At 67.7% G+C, this 15,393-nt stretch carries 12 protein-coding genes; 9 read left to right on the top strand and 3 right to left on the bottom strand.

Annotation, left to right across the window (positions count from 1 at the left end):
- Positions 1 to 141: 141 nt before the first annotated feature.
- The 3 genes from EJK15_RS60050 (at position 142) to EJK15_RS60040 (ending at position 4,632) form a co-directional block, all read left to right on the top strand.
- Positions 142 to 2,367 (top strand): LamG domain-containing protein, encoded by a 2,226-nt coding sequence (locus EJK15_RS60050; protein WP_138719339.1) that lies wholly within the window; start codon positions 142 to 144, stop codon positions 2,365 to 2,367.
- Between the two features lie 65 nt (positions 2,368 to 2,432).
- Positions 2,433 to 3,614 carry an amidohydrolase family protein gene (locus EJK15_RS60045; RefSeq protein ID WP_171075230.1) on the top strand — a complete coding sequence of 394 codons (1,182 nt, stop codon included), beginning with the start codon at positions 2,433 to 2,435 and terminating at the stop codon, positions 3,612 to 3,614.
- A gap of 46 nt (positions 3,615 to 3,660) precedes the next feature.
- Positions 3,661 to 4,632 carry an ornithine cyclodeaminase family protein gene (locus tag EJK15_RS60040; protein WP_138719337.1) on the top strand — a complete coding sequence of 324 codons (972 nt, stop codon included), beginning with the start codon at positions 3,661 to 3,663 and terminating at the stop codon, positions 4,630 to 4,632.
- Positions 4,633 to 4,938: 306 nt separating this feature from the next.
- Here EJK15_RS60040 and aceA read toward each other — a convergent pair whose 3' ends face one another.
- Positions 4,939 to 6,222, bottom strand: a complete 1,284-nt coding sequence (gene aceA / locus EJK15_RS60030) for an isocitrate lyase (protein WP_138719335.1) — start codon at positions 6,220 to 6,222, stop codon at positions 4,939 to 4,941.
- Positions 6,223 to 6,663: 441 nt separating this feature from the next.
- Here aceA and EJK15_RS60025 point away from each other — a divergent pair, with 441 nt between their 5' ends.
- The 3 genes from EJK15_RS60025 (at position 6,664) to EJK15_RS60015 (ending at position 10,460) form a co-directional block, all read left to right on the top strand.
- Positions 6,664 to 8,136, top strand: a complete 1,473-nt coding sequence (locus EJK15_RS60025) for a helix-turn-helix domain-containing protein (RefSeq protein ID WP_420847171.1) — start codon at positions 6,664 to 6,666, stop codon at positions 8,134 to 8,136.
- A 45-nt stretch (positions 8,137 to 8,181) separates the two neighbouring features.
- Entirely contained in the window at positions 8,182 to 9,108 is a 927-nt protein-coding gene (locus tag EJK15_RS60020; RefSeq protein ID WP_138719334.1) for a glucosyl-3-phosphoglycerate synthase, read from the top strand.
- A gap of 143 nt (positions 9,109 to 9,251) precedes the next feature.
- On the top strand, positions 9,252 to 10,460 hold the full coding sequence (locus EJK15_RS60015; RefSeq protein ID WP_138719333.1) for an acyl-CoA dehydrogenase family protein: 1,209 nt from the start codon (positions 9,252 to 9,254) through the stop codon (positions 10,458 to 10,460).
- Positions 10,461 to 10,570: 110 nt separating this feature from the next.
- On the opposite strand, the gene EJK15_RS60010 is transcribed toward EJK15_RS60015, so the two are convergent.
- Complete coding sequence (locus EJK15_RS60010; RefSeq protein WP_138719332.1) at positions 10,571 to 11,830, bottom strand: tyrosine-type recombinase/integrase; 1,260 nt, start codon at positions 11,828 to 11,830, stop codon at positions 10,571 to 10,573.
- Between the two features lie 434 nt (positions 11,831 to 12,264).
- Between EJK15_RS60010 and EJK15_RS60005 the strand changes: the two genes are divergently transcribed.
- Both EJK15_RS60005 and EJK15_RS60000 read left to right on the top strand, forming a co-directional pair.
- Positions 12,265 to 13,437, top strand: coding sequence for a hypothetical protein (locus tag EJK15_RS60005; RefSeq protein ID WP_138719331.1), 1,173 nt, complete (start codon positions 12,265 to 12,267; stop codon positions 13,435 to 13,437).
- Positions 13,434 to 13,790 carry a hypothetical protein gene (locus tag EJK15_RS60000; protein ID WP_138719330.1) on the top strand — a complete coding sequence of 119 codons (357 nt, stop codon included), beginning with the start codon at positions 13,434 to 13,436 and terminating at the stop codon, positions 13,788 to 13,790. The genes EJK15_RS60005 and EJK15_RS60000 overlap by 4 nt, the downstream gene beginning before the upstream one ends.
- 75 nt (positions 13,791 to 13,865) lie before the next feature.
- Here EJK15_RS60000 and EJK15_RS59995 read toward each other — a convergent pair whose 3' ends face one another.
- The gene (locus EJK15_RS59995; RefSeq protein WP_138719329.1) at positions 13,866 to 14,492 is read right to left on the bottom strand and encodes a ricin-type beta-trefoil lectin domain protein; all 627 of its coding nucleotides are present in this window, start codon (positions 14,490 to 14,492) and stop codon (positions 13,866 to 13,868) included.
- A 174-nt stretch (positions 14,493 to 14,666) separates the two neighbouring features.
- On the opposite strand from EJK15_RS59995, the gene EJK15_RS59990 reads away from it, so the two are divergent.
- A partial coding sequence (locus EJK15_RS59990; protein ID WP_138719328.1) for an ArsR family transcriptional regulator occupies positions 14,667 to 15,393 on the top strand: 727 nt, incomplete at its 3' end.

Here is a 15,393-nt window from a genome sequence, read left to right as displayed (position 1 = left end):
CGCAACGGCAAGGCCGTCCTCATCGAGCCCGAGCCGACCTGACACAACTCACCGCGAAGCATCATCGCTCATTGCCGCTCGGGGTTCGCTGCCGCCTGCCCACGTGAAGGTCGAATTTTCGGGTCAGGAACACCGCATTCCATGACATGGATCGCTGGCTACGCCGACGACCTCACCTATGTTCCTGGTGATCGGGTCAACGTCCGAACCTCGACTGACGCGGACACGGTGACCGTCGAACTCGTCCGTCTGTTCAACGGCGACACCAATCCGGCCGGCCCGGGCGCCGACGTCCGGCTCGTCGAGACCGTTCCGAGCCACACGGTGCCCGGACAGCTCCAGCGCGTGCTCGGCGGTTCGTTCGGAATCATCCCCGCAGCCGACTCGTTGGCGGCACTGCAGTCGTTCACCGTCGCCGCGTGGGTGTGGCCGACGGCCCCGACCCAAGGCCGAACGCAGGGGGTCATCAGCACCGCAGACGATTCCGGGAACGGCTTCACGCTGGGGATCGACGGCAGCGGTCAGCTGACGTTCGAGGCAGGCGGCGCGAGCATCACCTGCAACCAGCCACTCAAGGAACGTCAGTGGACGTTCATCAGCGCGGTCTACGACGCGGGCTCGGGCACGGTCAGCGTCGAGGGAACAAGCCCGGCGTGGCCCGCCCAGCACGTCACGGCCTCCGGCAGCGTCTCGGTCACCGCATCGGCCGGCCCGCTGTATTTCGCGACCGCCCGCGTTGCCGATTCGCAGGGCGTCGGATTGTTCGATGGCAAAATCGAAGCCCCGATCGTGCTCGGTCGGGTGAGCGACGCGACCGCGTTGACCGCGCTCCAGGCGGGAGGCCGCCCGGCGGGTGCGGTGGGAGCGTGGGCCTTCGAGGACGACACTACCGGCATCCGTCTGATGGACCGCTCACCCCACGGCAACCACGGCGAGGTCACCCAGATGCCGACCCGCGCCATGACCGGCCACAACTGGGACGGTGCGAGCGACTTCCACAACGCCCCAGATCAGTTCGGCGCCGTCCACTTCCACTCCGATGACATCGAGGACGTCGGCTGGTCAGTGACCTCGACGATCGAACTGCCGGCAGATCTGCCGAGCGGCGCCTACGCCGCGCGGTGCACCGTGAACGGCGACGTCGAGTACGTCGTCTTCTTCGTGGCGCCGAGCCACCGCCCCGGCGTCGTCCGACCAGACACGGCGATTCTGTTCCCCACGGTGTCGTACATGGCCTACGCCAACGACCGCATGCTCGACAACGCGAAGCTCGAGGAGCCGGGCTGGCTGAATCTCGAGATCCAGCGCGACCGTGGCGACGAGTTGCTGGTGGCGCACCGTGAGTTCGGGGCATCGATCTACGATTGCCACTCCGACGGCTCCGGCATCTCCTACTCCAGCTGGAAGCGGCCGGTCGTCAACATGCGTCCGGACCACCGCAACTGGCAGACCCACGCCCCGCGTGCCTTCTCTTGCGATCTGTACATCGAGCACTGGTTGACGCAGCAGGACGTCGAGCACGACACACTCACCGACCACCTGCTGCACCGTGAGGGCGTCGATCTGCTGCGTCGCTACCGGGTGATCATCACTGGGACGCACCCCGAGTATTGGACCACGCCGATGCGCGATGCGCTGGAGCAGTGGCTCGACGAGGGCGGCCGCCTGATGTATCTCGGCGGCAACGGATTCTACTGGGTGACGAGCGTGCACCCGACGCGCCCGCACGTTGTGGAGGTCAGGCGGGGTTTTGGTGGTACCCGTACCTGGGAGTCCTACGCCGGCGAGACCCGCCACTCGACCACTCTTGAGCCGGGCGGTCTGTGGCGCTACCGCGGCCAGGACCCGAACCGCATCGTCGGCGTGGGCTTCTCCGCGCAGGGCTTCGACGTTCCTTCGCCGGGCTACGAGCTCGTCCCCGGCATCCGGGAGAGCCGAGCCGGCTGGGTCTTCGACGGTGTCGAGAATGAGGTGATCGGGGAGTACGGCCTGATCCTGGACGGCGCCTGCGGGGATGAGATCGACCGTGTGGATGCGCGCTGGGGGACCCCACCGCACACCCTGGTGCTCGCCACCTCCAAGGGCCGCCACACCGACTTCATGCAGGTCACTGTCGAGGACATCCCGGTCACCAACCCGAACGTCAGCGGCGTCCGGTCGGACAAGGTGCGCTCCGACATTGTGTTCATGGAGACGGGACAGGGCGGCGCGGTCTTCTCGGTGAGCTCCATGAACTGGGCGGGCTCGCTATCGCACAAGGGCTACGACAACGACGTCGCCCGCGTCACCACCAACGTGCTGAATCGGTTCCGCGACCCGGAGCCGTTCCCGTCAAACCTCTCGGCGATCAACGGGGCAGGCGCTTGATGGCTCCCAGCACCCTGGTCGTACGGCGGGCTCGGCTGCGGGACGGCCGCATCGTCGATATCGAGGTGACCGACGACCGGATCACCGCCCTCCAACCGGAAGGCAGTGGTCAGTCGGCACCCACAGAAATCGACGCCTCGGGCCAGCTCGTACTGCCCGCGTTCGTCAATGTCCACTTGCACTTGGACAAGACGCGGCTCGGCGACCGGATGCCGTACGACCGCACCGGAACTCTTCAGGATGGCCTTGAACAGACCTGGCCCCTGAAGCGTGCATACACGGTCGAGGACATCCAAGCCCGGGCCAGCGAGGTCCTGAATACCGCCATTGTGCACGGAGCGGGCTTTATCCGTGGCTTCGCCGACATCGACCCAATGGGAGGTCTCACGGGCGTCGATGCGCTTCTCGGCCTCCGGGAGCGCTACAGCTCACGCCTCCAGTACCAGGTGGCGGCCTTCACCCAGGAGGCCCTGTTCCGCCACGATGGGACGCTCGAACACCTCGAAGAGGCCGTGCGCCGGGGCGTTGACGTGATCGCAGGTTGCCCGCAGATCGAACGCAGCGCCGACCTCGTCCGCAAGCACGTCGAGACCTGCTTCGAACTGGCCACCGCCAACGACCTCGACCTGCACTTCCTGGCTGACGACACCGATGACCCTGCGGCCCGCAGCCTCGAGATCATCACCGATTGCACCGAGGACGCGGGCTGGCAGGGACGGGTCATCGTCGGCCACGTCGGCGCCCTGTCGGCGTACGACCATCCACACGCGGTCGAGGTGATCCGCCGCGTGGTCGACGCGGGGGTCGTGGTCTGCACCAACCCCCAGATCAGCCTGGTGCTGATGGGCCGTGAAGACCGCGGCGCCGTTCGCCGTGGCACGACTCGAGTCAGCGAGCTCCTGGCGGCTGGCGCTCGGGTGATCGCGGCGCAGGACGACGTGGACGACCCCTACTACCCATTCGGGATCCCGAGCCAGCTGGAAGTCGCCAAGTACACGGCCCACGTGGCGCACCTGTCACACCCGGCGGGACTGGACACCGTACTCGACATGGTGACCACGGAGGCGGCGAAAGCCGTCGGTCTCGAGGCCTACGGCCTGGAGCCGGGCGCCGATGCCGATTTCAACGTGTTCACGGTCGACCGGGTGAGCGAAGCACTCCGCCTGGCGCCGGCCCCGCGGTGGGTCGTCCACCGCGGGGTCGTCACCGCGACCACGGAAACCACGACTTGGTTGAGGACCGAATGACACTTCGTCGCAACGGCAGCCCCGGCACCAGGTGGCGGGACCGCGGATGACCCTCATTCTGAGCCACTCCGAAATCGCTGGCCTGATCGACCGCACTGCGATCTTCACAGCTGTCGAAGAAGCTCACCGCGATCTCTCGATCGGCCTCGCAAGCAACGGTACGGCTGCCGCTCTCAATGTCGGCGGCACCGTGATCCTGCCGATGGCCGCGGCGGATGAGCGCCTCAGGACGGCGTCGGTCAAAGTGCTGTCCGACCTAATGGGACACGATGGCAAGGTGCAGCGATCGACGATATTGGTGTTCTCCACCGATACGGGCGAATGCGAAGCGCTGCTCGACGGGCGGCTCGTCACGGCGGTCCGGACAGCAGCCGCGAGCGCAGTGGCAACCAAGTACCTGGCGCGGAGTACCAGCCGGACCCTCGGCCTCGTGGGGGCAGGCAAGCTTGCGCTCGAACACCTCCGGGCCATCGCGTCGACGTCACACATCGAGGAAGTCGTCGTCTGGTCCCGCTCCCAGGCGACGGTGGCGTCCTTTCTCGATGAGACCCGCGACTTCGGCATCACGGTCCGACCGCTCGCGAGTGCCGAGGCCGTCACTCGCGAGTCGGACGTGCTGTGCACTCTGACACCTGCACACGAGCCCCTCGTCCGTGGTGCGTGGTTCAGTCCAGGCCTGCACGTAAACGTGGTTGGTGCACCCCCGCGCACCGACCACCGCGAGGTGGACGGTGAGGCCATGGCGCGCGCGTACGTGGTTGTTGACTCAACCGCCGCCAGCCTGAGCAAGTCGGGCGACACCGTTATGGCAATCGAAGAGGGCGCAATCCCGTGGTCGGCGGTGCAGACGGAGCTGGGCGACATCATTGATGGAAAGGCCGACGGACGCGTCTCTCAAGACCAGATCACTCTGTTCAACTCCGTCGGCATCGGCCTCCAAGACACCGCGACTGCGCGGCTCCTGATCGACCGGGCCCGTGCCGAAGGCATTGGGCGCGAGGTCGATCTACGCGGATGAGTACGCGTTTATGCGACGGCGCATCGAATCTGAAGGACCTCGTCATGACGGTGGCGTCTATTCGCCGGGGGCAGGCTGAGGGTGCAATGCCACAGCACCCGCACGACCTCGGCCGGGTCCCAGCGTTGGGCGCGTGCGGTGGCGAGCACCTCTGGTGCGGCTTTGCGCAGATTCCCGGGTTCGTCCGGTTCCCAGAGCGGGGGGCGCGCACGAAAGTGGGCCGCGCCAGTGCTGGGGGAGACTGGCGCGGCCCATCGCCGGGGGAACCATCCCATGCCCTGGAGGTGGCCGGCGAGATCAGGGGATCTAGTGGTTGAACTGCTCTTCCTCGGTCGAGCCGCGCAGCGCGGTGGTCGAGGAGTCGGGCGCGACCGCGGTGCTGACCAGGTCGAAGTACCCGGTCCCCACCTCTCGCTGGTGCCTCGTCGCGGTGTAGCCGCGTGACTCGGCGGCGAACTCGGCCTCCTGGAGCTCGACGTAGGCGGTCATGCCGTCGCTGGCGTAACCCTGCGCGAGGTCGAACATGCCGTAGTTCAGCGAGTGGAACCCGGCGAGGGTGATGAACTGGAACTTGTACCCCATGTGCCCGAGCTCCCGCTGGAACTTGGCGATCGTGGAGTCGTCCAGGTGCTTCTTCCAGTTGAACGACGGCGAGCAGTTGTAGGCGAGCATCTGGTCCGGGTACTCGGCCTTGATCGCCTCGGCGAACTCGCGGGCCACGTCCAGGTCCGGCGTGCCGGTCTCCATCCAGAGCAGGTCGGAGTACGGCGCGTACGCCAGGCCGCGCGCGATGCACGCCTGGATGCCGTTCCTGACCCGGTAGAAGCCCTCGGCGGTGCGCTCGCCGGTGGTGAACTGCTGGTCGCGCGGGTCCACGTCGCTGGTCAGGAGCGTCGCGGCCTGAGCGTCGGTCCGCGCGATGACCAGTGAAGGGACGCCGCAGACGTCGGCGGCGAGGCGGGCGGCGTTGAGCGTCTTGATGTGCTGGCCGGTCGGGATCAGCACCTTGCCGCCCAGGTGGCCGCACTTCTTCTCGGAGGCGAGCTGGTCCTCCCAGTGCACGCCCGCGGCGCCGGCCGCGATCATGCCCTTCATCAGCTCGAACGCGTTCAGCACCCCGCCGAACCCGGCCTCGGCGTCGGCCACGATCGGCGCCAGCCAGTGCGGGCTCTCCACGCCCTCCGACCAGGTGATCTGGTCGGCTCGCAGGAGCGCGTTGTTGATGCGGCGCACGACGGCGGGCACGGAGTTGGCCGGGTACAGGCTCTGGTCCGGGTACGTCTGCCCGCCCAGGTTCGCGTCCGCGGCGACCTGCCAGCCGGACAGGTAGATCGCCTTCAGCCCGGCCCTCACCTGCTGCACGGCCTGGTTGCCGGTCAGCGCGCCGAGGGCGTTGACGTAGTCCTCGGTGTGCAGCAGGTTCCACAGCCGCTCGGCGCCGAGCCGGGCCAGCGTGTGCTCCTCCTGGACACTGCCGCGCAATCTGATCACGTCTTCGGCGCCATAGGTGCGCTCGAGGCCCTCCCAGCGAGGGTCGTTGTCCCACTCGTCCTGCAGCTGCTCAGCAGCTCCCTTGAGGCGATCGATCATTGCTCACTCCTTTGTCGTCCCCTGGGTGCTTACGCCGAGTCTCTGCCCTGGACGGCTGCGTCAACAGCAGAAATCTTGGAGAAGAAACGCGAAAATTCTCAAAACGTCCATTACTGGTGGGTATTCAGTAGAGAAGAAATTGAGAGTTTTACCGTTGGCCTAGACCAATCCCGGTCGTGAAAAGCCGAGCCGCCCTGATGAGCGACGCCCGCCCGTGGCGGCGCTTCCCCGCGCCGGCCTTACGGCGTTCGCGTTGCGGGTGCGCGATGTGATCGTCGGCCCCCGGCAGCCGGGGCCTGATGCCGGCCCTCGCCGGCGGGCGGCGTTGACGAGAGGAACTGGCGGACGTGGGCCACCGCTACCGGACGGAACGACGCCTTCGCTGAGCAACGGGACCGCATGGCCTAGAAAATGGATCGAATTTCTGTCTAAGATTCCGCCATGGCGTCCTTGCTAGGCGAAGAACCGCTGTCTTTGACGCAGGAGCTTGATCTCATCGCGTTTGGCCAGCGCCTGCGCCACCTGCGCAAACAGCGCGGCCTCACGCTGTCCGACCTCGGGGCGCGCGTCAGCAGGGCGCCCAGCCAGCTGTCGCTGCTCGAGAACGGCAAGCGCGAGCCCAAGCTGTCGCTGCTCAAGTCGCTGGCGGCCGCCCTCGGCGTGCCCGTCGAGGAGCTGCTGCGCCGCCAGCCGCCCAACCGGCGCGCCCAACTCGAGATCGCCCTGGAGGAGGCGCAGCGCGACCCCATCTACGCCGCCCTCGGCCTGCCGCGGCTGAAGGTCTCCGCGCGCGTGCCGAACGACGTGCTCGAACACCTCCTCGGCCTCTACGGCGAGCTGCGCGCCAGGCAGGCCCGCGGCACCGCCACCCCGGAGGAGGCCAGGGCCGCCAACGCCGAGCTGCGGCGCAGGCAGCGCGAGGTGGGCAACTACTTCCCCGAGATCGAGGAGGCGGCCGCCAAGGCCCTCGACGCGGTCGGCTACCGCACCGGCGCGCTGTCGCAGAGCACGATCCAGAGCCTGGTCACGCACTTCGGCTACACCGTGCACACCGCGCAGGACCTGCCCCGCTCCGTACGCTCCATCACCGACATGCGCAACCGCCGCATCTACGTCAAGCACGAGCAGCTCGGCATGCACACTCCGCGCACGATCCTGCTCCAGACGCTCGGCCACCTCGCGCTCGGCCACGACAAGCCGCGAGACTTCGCCGACTTCCTGCGCCAGCGCACCGAGGCGAACTACTTCGCCGCCGCCGTCCTCGTCCCCGAGAAGGCCGCCGCGCTCTATCTCCAGGAGGCCAAGTCCGACCGGGCGCTGTCGGTGGAGGACCTGCGGGACGTGTTCGCGGTGTCGTACGAGATGGCCGCGCACCGCTTCACCAACCTCGCCAGCCACCACCTCGGCCTCGTCTGTCACTTCGTGCGCAATGACGCCGGCGGCATCATCTACAAGGCGTACGAGAACGACGGCATCGTCTTCCCCGCCGACGAGCAGGGCGCCATCGAGGGGCAGCGGATGTGCCTGCAGTGGTCGGGGCGGCAGGTGTTCGCCTCGCCCGACCGGTTCTCCGTCTACTACCAGTATTCCGACTCGCCTACCGGGACCTACTTCTGCGTGGCGCACGTGGATCCGTCGCGCGAGCGGGACTTCGCGATCACGCTTGGGGTGCCGTACAAGGAGTCGCGATGGTTCCGCGGCCGCGAGACCACCAACCGCACCAAGTCCAACTGCCCCAACGGCGACTGCTGCCGCCGCCCGCCCGCCGAGCTGGCCGAGCGCTGGGAGGGGTACGCCTGGCCGTCGGCCCGCGCCAACTCCCACATCCTGGCCGCGCTGCCGCCCGGGTCGTTCCCCGGCGTGGACGAGGCGGACGTCTACACCTTCCTGGAGCGCCACGCCAGCACCGCATAATCTGGCATGTGCGGGGGATTGGAGGGGATTGGGGGGAGGTGTCGCATGCTGCCTGAAGTGTGCGGATGGTTGCGGCGCCGTACTTCGTCAGCCGGGGACTGGCCCGTCCGGGACCTGGCGGCCGCCAAGGGGGATACCACGGTGAGCGTGGTGCTCCCGGCCCGCGACGAGCGGGAGACCATCGGCGAGATCGTCGGGGTCATCCAGCGCGAGCTGGCCGGGGTCGTCGACGAGATCGTGGTCATCGACTCGCGCTCCTGCGACGACACCGCGCGGGTTGCCGCGCTGGCCGGGGCCCGGGTGTACGCCCAGGACGAGATCCTGCCGCAGCTCGAACCGCTCGACGGCAAGGGGGAGGCGTTGTGGAAGTCGCTGGCGGTCACGTACGGTGACGTGCTGGTGTTCGCCGACGCCGACATCCGGAATTTTCGTCCTTCGTTGATCGGTGGGGTGCTCGGCCCGCTGCTCACGGACCGCACCGTCGTCTACGTCAAGGGCTGCTACGACCGCCCGCTCAACGGCGCGCCCAACGGCGGCGGCCGCGTCACCGAGCTGGTCGCCCGCCCGCTCATCAACCTGCACTGGCCGCAGCTCGCCGGTTTCGTGCAGCCACTGGCGGGGGAGTACGCCGGCCGCCGCTCGGCGCTCGAACGCGTCCCGTTCCTGACCGGGTACGGCGTCGAGCTCGGCCTGCTCATCGACCTGCTCGACCTGGCCGGGCTGGACGCGTTCGCGCAGGTGGACCTGGGGTCGCGCGAGCACGCCCCGCAGTCGACCGAGGCGCTGGGCGGCATGGCGTGCCAGATCATGCTGGCCGCCTGGTCGCGCCTGCAACGCCAGGGCAAGATCCAGGCCTGCCACGAACCCTCCGGGTACCTGGCACAGTTCCGGCGCGGCCAGGCCGGGCACGACGTCGTGAACCGCGACGTCGGGATCTCGGAACGCCCACCCATGATCACCGTACCGGCCTGAGTCCCCGAACCATCCGCGCCGCTCTTGGAGCGGCGAGAATCATCATCCCCGAGACGTTCCTGTTCGAGCTACCGATCGGTAAGGTGTTACCACCGGTAACGTCCGCCCGCCGGTTGGGGACGAGTGCGAGGAGTGTGCAGCGGATGAGCGGGTTCTGTCCTGAGCTCAGTGACGACGTGGCCGAGGTACGCGACTGGGTGCACGAGTTCGCCCGCGACGTGATCCGCCCGGCGGGCGCAGAATGGGACGAGCGCGAGGAGACCCCCTGGCCGGTCATCCAGGAGGCGGCCAAGGTCGGCCTGTACTCCCTCGACTTCTTCGCCACCCAGTGGTTCGAGGAGAGCGGCCTCGGGCTGCCTGTCGCGTTCGAAGAGATCTTCTGGGGCGACGCGGGCATCGGCCTGTCCATCGTCGGCACCGGCCTGGCCGCCGCCGCCCTGTCGTCGAACGGCACCCCGGAGCAGATGGGGGAGTGGCTGCCGCAGATGTTCGGCACGGAGAACGACGTCAAGCTGGGCGCCTTCTGCGCCTCCGAGCCCGACGCCGGCTCCGACATCGGCGCCATCCGCACCCGCGCCGTCCACGACCGGGGCGACTGGGTGCTGAACGGCGTCAAGACCTGGGCCACGAACGGCGGCATCGCCGACGTCCACGTGGTCGTCGCCTCGGTCGAGCCGTCCCTCGGCACCCGCGGCCAGGCCTCTTTCGTCATCCCCCCGGGCACGCCCGGCCTGACCATGGGCCAGAAGTTCCGCAAGCACGGCATCCGCGCCTCGCACACCGCCGAGGTGATCCTGGACAACGTTCGCGTGCCCGGCTCCTGCCTGCTCGGCGGCAAGGAGAAGCTGGACGCCCGGCTGGCCCGCGTACGCAACGGCGAGCGGGCCGGCGAGCAGGCGGCGATGCGCACCTTCGAGACCACCCGCCCGTCGGTCGCCGCGATGGCCGTCGGCATCGCCAGGGCGGCCTTCGAGTACGCCAGGGACTACGCCCGCGAGAGGGAGCAGTTCGGCCGCAAGATCGGCGAGAACCAGGCGATCGCCTTCCTCCTCGCCGACATGGCCACCCGCGTCGACGTCGCCCGCCTCCTGACCTGGCGAGCCGCCTGGATGGCCCGCAACTCCAGGCAGTTCGAGCAGGCGGAGGGCTCGATGTCGAAGCTGGTGGCGGGGGAGACGGCGGTGTGGGTGACGGAGCAGGCGATCCAGGTCCTGGGCGGCGCGGGGTATACGAGGGAGCATCCGGTGGAGCGCTTCCACCGGGACGCCAAAATCTACACCATTTTTGAAGGGACGAGCGAGATCCAGCGCCTCATCATCGGGCGAGCCGTGACCGGCCTGCCGGTGAGGTAAGGATTCCGCAGGCCAGAGGGATGGCGTGGCCACAGGGCAGTTGTCGCGCCACGCCTTCCCCGGCCGACAGATCATCGGGCGTCAGACCCCAGTTCTGTCTCAGTTCTGCCTTACGAAGATCCGGGCCGCCGGAACTGCCGATCAATGGCCTCGCGTACCCGGTCATGCGACGAAGGCAGCATGTGAGCGTAGACACGGAGAGTAAGCGCCGGGTCGGCATGCCCCAGGTACTCGGACAGATCCTTGATCGTCACGCCACCTGCCAGGGTGACGCTGGCGAAGTAGTGGCGGAACTGATGCGTACCCTGCTGCCGAGTCGTGAGGTACCTTCGCCTGCCTCCTACGTCCTTGACCGGCTCAGGGATGACCCCTGCCGCGACGAGCGCAGGCTTCCAGACAGTCTCGTCGTAGTTGCGGTGCCGGACATGTAAACCGTCGGTCGCCCACCGGAACAGCAGGTTGTGCGTACGTGGCTTTCCGCTGACCTTCTCCCAGGGCAAGGTGTATGGCCGCGGCGTGTGGGCGTCAATGTGCGTGCGAAGGTGATCGGCGACCCATTCAGACATGGGGATCGTGCGCACTTTGTCTCTCTTCGGTAGGGCGAACACGAACTCGCTGTTCAGCTTCTTGACCTGGCGCCGGACGTGGATGGTCATCTCGTCGAAGTCCACGTCTTCGAGCGCGAGGCCGAACCACTCGCCCGCCCGCATGCCGCATCCAGCACCGAGGACCGGCATAGCACGCAGATGCTCAGGATGGGCGGCGATGATCGAGAGGACCACCAGATCGGGCCACGGGACCACCTTCTTGTACACGTGCGCTGGTGCCTTGACAATTTCGGCCTTCGCCGGGTTCTTCTTGATCTTCTCGTCGGCAACGGCGAGATCCAGGATGCCCTGGAGGACAAGAAGCGCCGTGATCGGGGTTGAGGCCTCGTATCGCTCAGAGAGTTCGGCAAGGAATGCTTGCACCTCTGACGGCTTGATCGACCCCACCTTGCGCTTGCCAAACTTCGGCTGGATGTGGAGCCGGTACATCGACTCATAGCGGATGACGGAGGCCGGATCGATGCCGGCCCGGGAGGCCAGCCACCGCTGTCCGTAGGTGCCGAATGCCGCATTGCCGGCTGCAGGGTCGATGTACTCGCCTCGCGCCAGGTCCTCCTCCATCTTCCGGGCGTACTTCTTGGCTTCGTCCTTGACGCGCCGGGTGGCTGTCTTCTCCCTGCCGTCCGGTCCGATCCACACCGCTTGCCATCGGTTCGCGTTCGTGTTCCCGCCGTTGTCGGGATGCTTCGCGGTCTTCTTCCGCATGGGTTTGCCGTCAGGTCCTTTGACCGTCGTGAACCACAGGTCTCTGACGCGGGCCATTGTGCTTCTCCTGAGGGGTTGTGGCGGTGCGCGTTTCGGTGTTTCGCCTGGTGTCGGGCATGCAGGCGAGTGGCGATCACCGTCCCGAGGAGTCCTCGCTACGCGCTTTGTGATCTTTGTGGACGCGTCTCGTGCAAGCGCACGCGTCGCGCTATGGTGTGTTTGACGCGTCTGATACGTCAGAACACGCTGTTTGTATCACACGAGTCCGCCGCAACAAGGCGAAAGCCTGCATCCGAAAGCCCGCCATCAGGAGCAGCCCCGGCCAGACAACGAGAAAGGCGCCCCCCGCTGAGCGGAGAGCGCCTAACCAAATCACCTCAACACCCGCATCCCCCGACCGGCCCCAAAGGTTGGTCGCCCAGACGAGCCGATCGGGAGGGTGCTCAAGATGCTTGGAGCCGAAGATATCACCTCGCCAAGCGTTCGCCCCGGTGCGCCCGAAGGACTGGGCCGCACGGCCGCCGAACGCCTCTCAACCTTCGCTGATCCCCTCCCGCGCGGCGGTCCTGTCGGCTGTCCCCGAAGGCATGCGCCGCGCCGGCTCGCAGCGCGACGTCCTCCGCGCCGTCAAGGAGCACCCCGACGCGCTCGCGCTGAAGTGCCACGCCTACCGGAACCTCACGGAGGTGGCGGCCAAGCTCGCTCACTGGGCCGACTGGACGACGATGACGACCCGCCCGACCGAGCAGCGCATCGCTGACGACCTCGACCTGTCGCTGTCCACCGTGAAACGCTGGATCAGGTGGCTGCGTGAGCGCGGCTTCCTCGGCGTCGTGGAGGAGGGCACGACTAACCGGTTCCGGCGGGGCAACCAGTGCGGGCTCACCGAGGACGGCCTGGGGAACCGGGCGGCGGTGTGGGTGCTCTGCGTTCCTGCTCCTGAGCTGGACGAATCCGACACGCACACCGACAAAACGACAACTGAACCCCCTTCTTGTACTTCCCGTAGGGGAGTACAAGAAGGTCCTACGCGCGCGCGAGAAAGATCAACATCTCACCGCCGTAAGAACCGAATCTCGACGACGGACCGACTCACCGCCACGCCGGGGACCCGCAAGCACGCACGAGCTCAAGCCCTCCACATCGCCCAGCAGATCCACGACGAGAGCACCACGCTGCGACGGCTGTCGCCGTGGTACATCAGGCACCTGACCAGGCCATTCATCGCTGCAGGGTGGACCGCCAAGGATGTGCTGCACGCCCTGGACCACCAGCCGGACGGTGCGGCCTGGACCTACACCTGGACCAGCCGCGACCAGATCCGCAACGTCCCCGGCTGGGTGCGATACCGGCTCGCCGCCTGGCTCGACGAGCACGGCCGGCCCCTGCCCAGCAAGTCACAGCGGCTCGCGGCCGCGGCCGCCCGACTACGTGCCGAGCAGGACGTGTGGCGGGCGTGGCTGGAGGAGGCCAACGCGCAGCGCGTAGGCGGCCCGATCGAGTTGGCTCCGCGGCTGAGCCGTGCGGAAGCGCTCGCGCCACCGCCCGTGGCCGAGCAGGCTCCGACATCCGGCCCGAGCGCGGCGTTCCGTGCGGCCCGTGCGGCGCTGGACGCCAAGCGGCTGCAACGGGAGGTCGAGCATCTTCGGAGGACGGAGTCGTGATCGACCCATACGCCGATCGTGCGCAGCAGGCGCGGGAGCTGCTGGCGCGGTCGTCGCCGGCGGCCGCCCGGGCGATGCGCACTCGCGAAAGGGAGGCGCAGGTGCGTGCTCGTGAGCTGGCGGTCGAGCAGGAGCGCCGCAAGAACGACCCGTGGCGGTGGCACTGGATCGACAGGCAGGTGGAGAGGTCTATCGAGGCGCATCCCCGGCTCGTCGAGGCCTCGCCTCCGGAGTCTGAGCCGGAGCCTGAGGTGGTGGTGGTCGCTTTCTATGCGGGCGTGGAGTGGCTGCGCAAGCGATGGGGTATCAGGGTGCGTCGCTCGAGGGAGCCCGCCGATCCGCCTGACTCGTAGCCACCCCGGGCACGACGAAACGCCCCGCCTCTCGAGGAGGCGGGGCGTCGTGCTGTGCGGCTCCGCGTCCGGCAGCTAGATGGGCAGACAGGGGCCGTTGTCGGGAGCGATTACACACTGCTTTTCCCAGAGCGCAGCGCTGGCCGGCGTTACGGTTTGCGCGGATCGGACGCGATTGGTGCCGGTTTCGTCGTACAGCTGGGTGGGCACACTGCTGCTTGCTGGATAGTTGCTTATCACGGAGCAGTAGGAGCAGGTCCAGAATGTTTGGCTCTTATAGCTTGAATCGCATGATGCAATCGCGACGAGCGGAGAAACGTTCTCGATGCATTGCTCTTTCTCGTCGTTCTTGATCAGGTGCGAGCCTTGCGGGTTCGCCGATCCCTGTGCTGGGTACCATCGTTGGCCCGCAGAGCCATCGCACGTAGCCGTGATAACTGGTGCCGTTGAGCTAACGTCCAGGCATTTACCGGTGTATTTGTTCTTGATGATGTAGTAGCTGCGGCTCTGCATAATGTTCGCCGACGCGGGTGACGAGATCACGCCGCCGAGCGCTCCTATAAGCGTCCCCACGAAAGCGATGCGTGCCATAATCGCTCGGGCTGACACTCCGCGACCCCCCTCGTGGAACCTTTGCGTTTTGCAGAGCCCGGCCGCCACCGCCGCGGCGGTGACGGCGATCCGCCTCACGTGTTCGATCATCGAAAGGATGCCTTCCCTTGCTGTCGGCGATCGGTCCAGGCCAGTTCACAACGCCAGGCCCCCGCGCGTCACCGTGTTCCAGCCTGAGCCGGAACACCCAGGTCACAGCCACGCACCCGGCACCGTCGACAGGGTGTTGATCGCTTGGTGATCCGCACCATGGAGTATGCGGGTATGACCGGGGGAATCTTGAGGATCGTCTTTACCGGTGAGGATCTGGTCCGGGTGCGCATCGCCTCGCGCATCGATGAGCTGTGGGAAATGGCGATGAGCCTGCACGTGCTGCAAAGGCCCGGCGGGGGCGAGGACATGGCCGCTTGGCGGCGGCAGGCCCGCGCGGACCTGGCCGAGGCGGGCTTGCTGACGCCGGTACGGCAGAGGCTGGTGCCGCTGATGCCGATCAAGGCCTACTTCCCCGACTTCCTGACCCCGCACCACGCCCAGGCCGGGCCGCGGAGCGGCATCGACGCGCTGGCCGACACTCCGCCCTCCCGAGTGCGCCGCGAAGTGGGCCAGCTGCGCCGGCACGCCGCCCTGCCCGCCACCCTCGACGGTCTCGCCCGCGGCAACCAGCGCGCCATCACTGGCCTGGCCGGCCTGGCCGCCCGCTACTGCCAGACCGCCTTCGCCCTCCCCCGCACCACGATGGAGCACGCACTGGGACGCGAACGCGCCCGCCTCACCCGCCTGCTCAGCGACCACGGCGTGGAGGCGATGCTCGCCGCCCTGGGACCGCGCACGCGCTGGCGGCCCCCCATCCTGGAGACCGACTACGCCGCCGGCCAGTACGAGATCCAGCTGCGCGGCCGCGGCCTGACCCTCATCCCCTCCTACTTCTGCCGCTACACCCCGGTCGCACTGGCCGACCCCAGCCTGCCACCCGTCCTGATCTTCCCAGCCC

Source organism: Nonomuraea basaltis, assembly GCF_005893125.1.
GTDB lineage: Bacteria > Actinomycetota > Actinomycetes > Streptosporangiales > Streptosporangiaceae > Nonomuraea > Nonomuraea basaltis.
This window is presented reverse-complemented; position numbering and strand designations above follow the sequence as displayed.

Excerpts from the sequence above, each read along its gene's own strand:
- EJK15_RS60050 (WP_138719339.1), top strand. The coding sequence starts at position 142 with ATGACATGGATCGCTGGCTACGCCGACGACCTCACCTATGTTCCTGGT.
- EJK15_RS60040 (WP_138719337.1), top strand. The coding sequence starts at position 3,661 with ATGACCCTCATTCTGAGCCACTCCGAAATCGCTGGCCTGATCGACCGC.
- aceA (WP_138719335.1), bottom strand. The coding sequence starts at position 6,222 with ATGATCGATCGCCTCAAGGGAGCTGCTGAGCAGCTGCAGGACGAGTGG.
- EJK15_RS60025 (WP_420847171.1), top strand. The coding sequence starts at position 6,664 with ATGGCGTCCTTGCTAGGCGAAGAACCGCTGTCTTTGACGCAGGAGCTT.
- EJK15_RS60020 (WP_138719334.1), top strand. The coding sequence starts at position 8,182 with ATGCTGCCTGAAGTGTGCGGATGGTTGCGGCGCCGTACTTCGTCAGCC.
- EJK15_RS60015 (WP_138719333.1), top strand. The coding sequence starts at position 9,252 with ATGAGCGGGTTCTGTCCTGAGCTCAGTGACGACGTGGCCGAGGTACGC.
- EJK15_RS60010 (WP_138719332.1), bottom strand. The coding sequence starts at position 11,830 with ATGGCCCGCGTCAGAGACCTGTGGTTCACGACGGTCAAAGGACCTGAC.
- EJK15_RS59995 (WP_138719329.1), bottom strand. The coding sequence starts at position 14,492 with ATGATCGAACACGTGAGGCGGATCGCCGTCACCGCCGCGGCGGTGGCG.